This is a genomic window from Candidatus Avelusimicrobium faecicola, assembly GCA_900540405.1.
Taxonomy (GTDB): domain Bacteria; phylum Elusimicrobiota; class Elusimicrobia; order Elusimicrobiales; family Elusimicrobiaceae; genus Avelusimicrobium; species Avelusimicrobium faecicola.
Genome location: UQFW01000091.1, coordinates 1 through 2,057, shown reverse-complemented (window position 1 = coordinate 2,057; position 2,057 = coordinate 1). Strand labels below are relative to the sequence as shown.

Annotated in this window: 3 protein-coding genes; all 3 read left to right on the top strand. The window is 51.9% G+C overall.

Annotated elements, in window-relative coordinates:
• A partial coding sequence (locus tag ACQY18_RS06635; RefSeq protein ID WP_428039307.1) for a DUF2157 domain-containing protein occupies window positions 1-770 on the top strand: 770 nt, incomplete at its 5' end.
• Complete coding sequence (locus tag ACQY18_RS06630) at window positions 767-1,744, top strand: DUF4401 domain-containing protein (protein WP_428039306.1); 978 nt, start codon at window positions 767-769, stop codon at window positions 1,742-1,744. The genes ACQY18_RS06635 and ACQY18_RS06630, both read left to right, overlap by 4 nt.
• Window positions 1,734-2,057: GDYXXLXY domain-containing protein (locus ACQY18_RS06625; RefSeq protein WP_428039305.1), on the top strand; the 324-nt coding region annotated here is incomplete at its 3' end. The genes ACQY18_RS06630 and ACQY18_RS06625, both read left to right, overlap by 11 nt.

The following is a 2,057-nucleotide window of genomic DNA, read 5'->3' as shown; positions in this document are numbered from 1 at the left end:
TATTGGCGGGGTTTGTCTGCTTTATTGCGGCTAACTGGCAGGAAATGGGGTTGATTTTAAGGCTATCCCTGCCGCTTATCGGGCTCGTGCTGTGCGGGGCTGGGGCGTATTATAAAAAGTTGGATACTTGGCCGGGGCAAGGTTTTGCCTTTGGTGCGGCGGTGATGATAGGGGCCTTTTTGGCGGTGTTTGGGCAGATTTATCAAACGGGCGCTTTTTTATATGAGCTTTTTGGCCTGTGGGCGCTTTTGCTTTTGCCCTTGTGTTGGCTGACCCGTAATAAATGGATGTATTTGTTTGCGCTGTATGTGGCTACGGTTTATTGGGGCTCGTTCCAAGGGGGAATTTTAACGGACGGCTTTTGCTGGGCGGCCTTGGGCGTGTATTTTACGGCGTGGGCTTTGGTAGAATTTTTGCCCGCCTGTAAAAACTGGGGCGAGGGTTTGAAACGCTTTATTTGGATGCCTTTAAGCGTCTATGCCACCGTATGGGGCGGTTTCTCGGCGGAAAAGGCGTTCAATTTCCCCAATGCGGGGTATTATTTAGTTGCACTTGTGTTGGCAGGCTTTTTTCTGTGTTATGCTCGGTACAAAAAAGACGCGGCGCTCTTTGCTTGGAACGCGCTCGCGTTGACGGGGCTTATCTGTGCGTATCTGGATCAATGGTTGGGATTTCGCACCTTTGGTTTGCTTATTTATTGTTTGCTTTTTGTCGGGAGCGGAATCGTCAGTTACCGCTTATGGTTTAGCGCGCGGGAGGAAATAAAATGAACACGAGTGAAATTTTAAGCGGAGTGCCTTCTGAAAAACGCGCGCAGGCCGAAACCTTTTTAAAACACCGCGAAGCCGTGTCCGTTCCTTTTTTGGTGCGGGCTATGCTGTTTATCGGCTCGCTGATTTCGGCGAGTCTTTTGGTGGGGATAGCCGACCGTTTATTAGCCGGCATTATCCCGGTTTTAGGGCGCGGGGTACTGTTTTTTGGCGCGGGCGTTCTGCTTGCAAAAACCTCTTCCAATTTACCGCCCTTGCGCGGGGCGTGGCGCCGCCAGTTAGGGGGACTCATTGGCCTGGCCGGGCAAATTATACTGGCCTTCCGGCTGAAGGATATCCCCGGTGTGTCCGTTTGGATGGGCGTACTGGCGGTGGCGGCTATTTCTTATCCGCTCTTTAAAAATCCCTTTAACCGCTTTTTGTGGTGTGCGGCGGCGGCCAGCAGTTTGTATGCCCAGGTGGATTGGGAGTGGAAATGGCCCCTTTTGGCCGTGGCGCTTTCCGCCTTTTGCGCGTTTGGTGCGGCGCTTTGGCTGTTTGTGAAGCGCAAGTTTAATTGGTATCCGCTGGCTTACGCGCTTGTTTGGTGGTGCGCAATTTGTGCGGGTGAAACCGTTTTTAACAAAATGTGTTGGTATGGGCTCAATCCTGCGAACGCCGCCTTGGCCGCCTGTGTGGCGGTCTATGCTGTATTTTCCCATAAGGGCAACTGGACCCGCGGACAAATAGCGTTGGCGGCCGGAGCGGTGGTGTTGTCCGCACTTTTAAATTGGCCGACGGTTTTGGCTCTTATACTAATGTACACCGGGTTTACCTTGCGCGACCGTGTGCTGGAAAGCCTCGGTACGGCGGGAGTAGTGTTCGGGCTATTTTTATTTTACTTTACCTTGAACGCGGCCCTGTCCGCAAAGGCGGCGTTGCTTGTGGCTTCGGGCCTTATTTTACTAGCGGTACGGAGCGTATATGCGAAATAAACTGTTGTTGTTTTATACTCTTTTGCTGGTGCTTTGCTTCGGCGGTTATGCCGCTTATACACAGCACGCGCTGAAAAATGCGCAGACCTTCTATTTGCAAATGGCACCGCTAGACCCGCTTGCCTTGCTAAGCGGGGAATATATGCAGATTAACTATGCCTTTGAGCAAGATGTGTTTGGTATAAACGCGCCTGTCAAACAGGTTACGCTGTATATGGATGAGCGGGGCGTGGCGGGCCGGGCTAAAACGGATAAGCCGCTAGTTATCCCGGTTCATCAAGTGACGGCTCGTTTGCCGCACCAATTCTATTTT

Bases quoted from the DNA above. Each gene is read 5' to 3' on its own strand.
- ACQY18_RS06630 (WP_428039306.1), top strand. From the start codon at position 767: ATGAACACGAGTGAAATTTTAAGCGGAGTGCCTTCTGAAAAACGCGCG.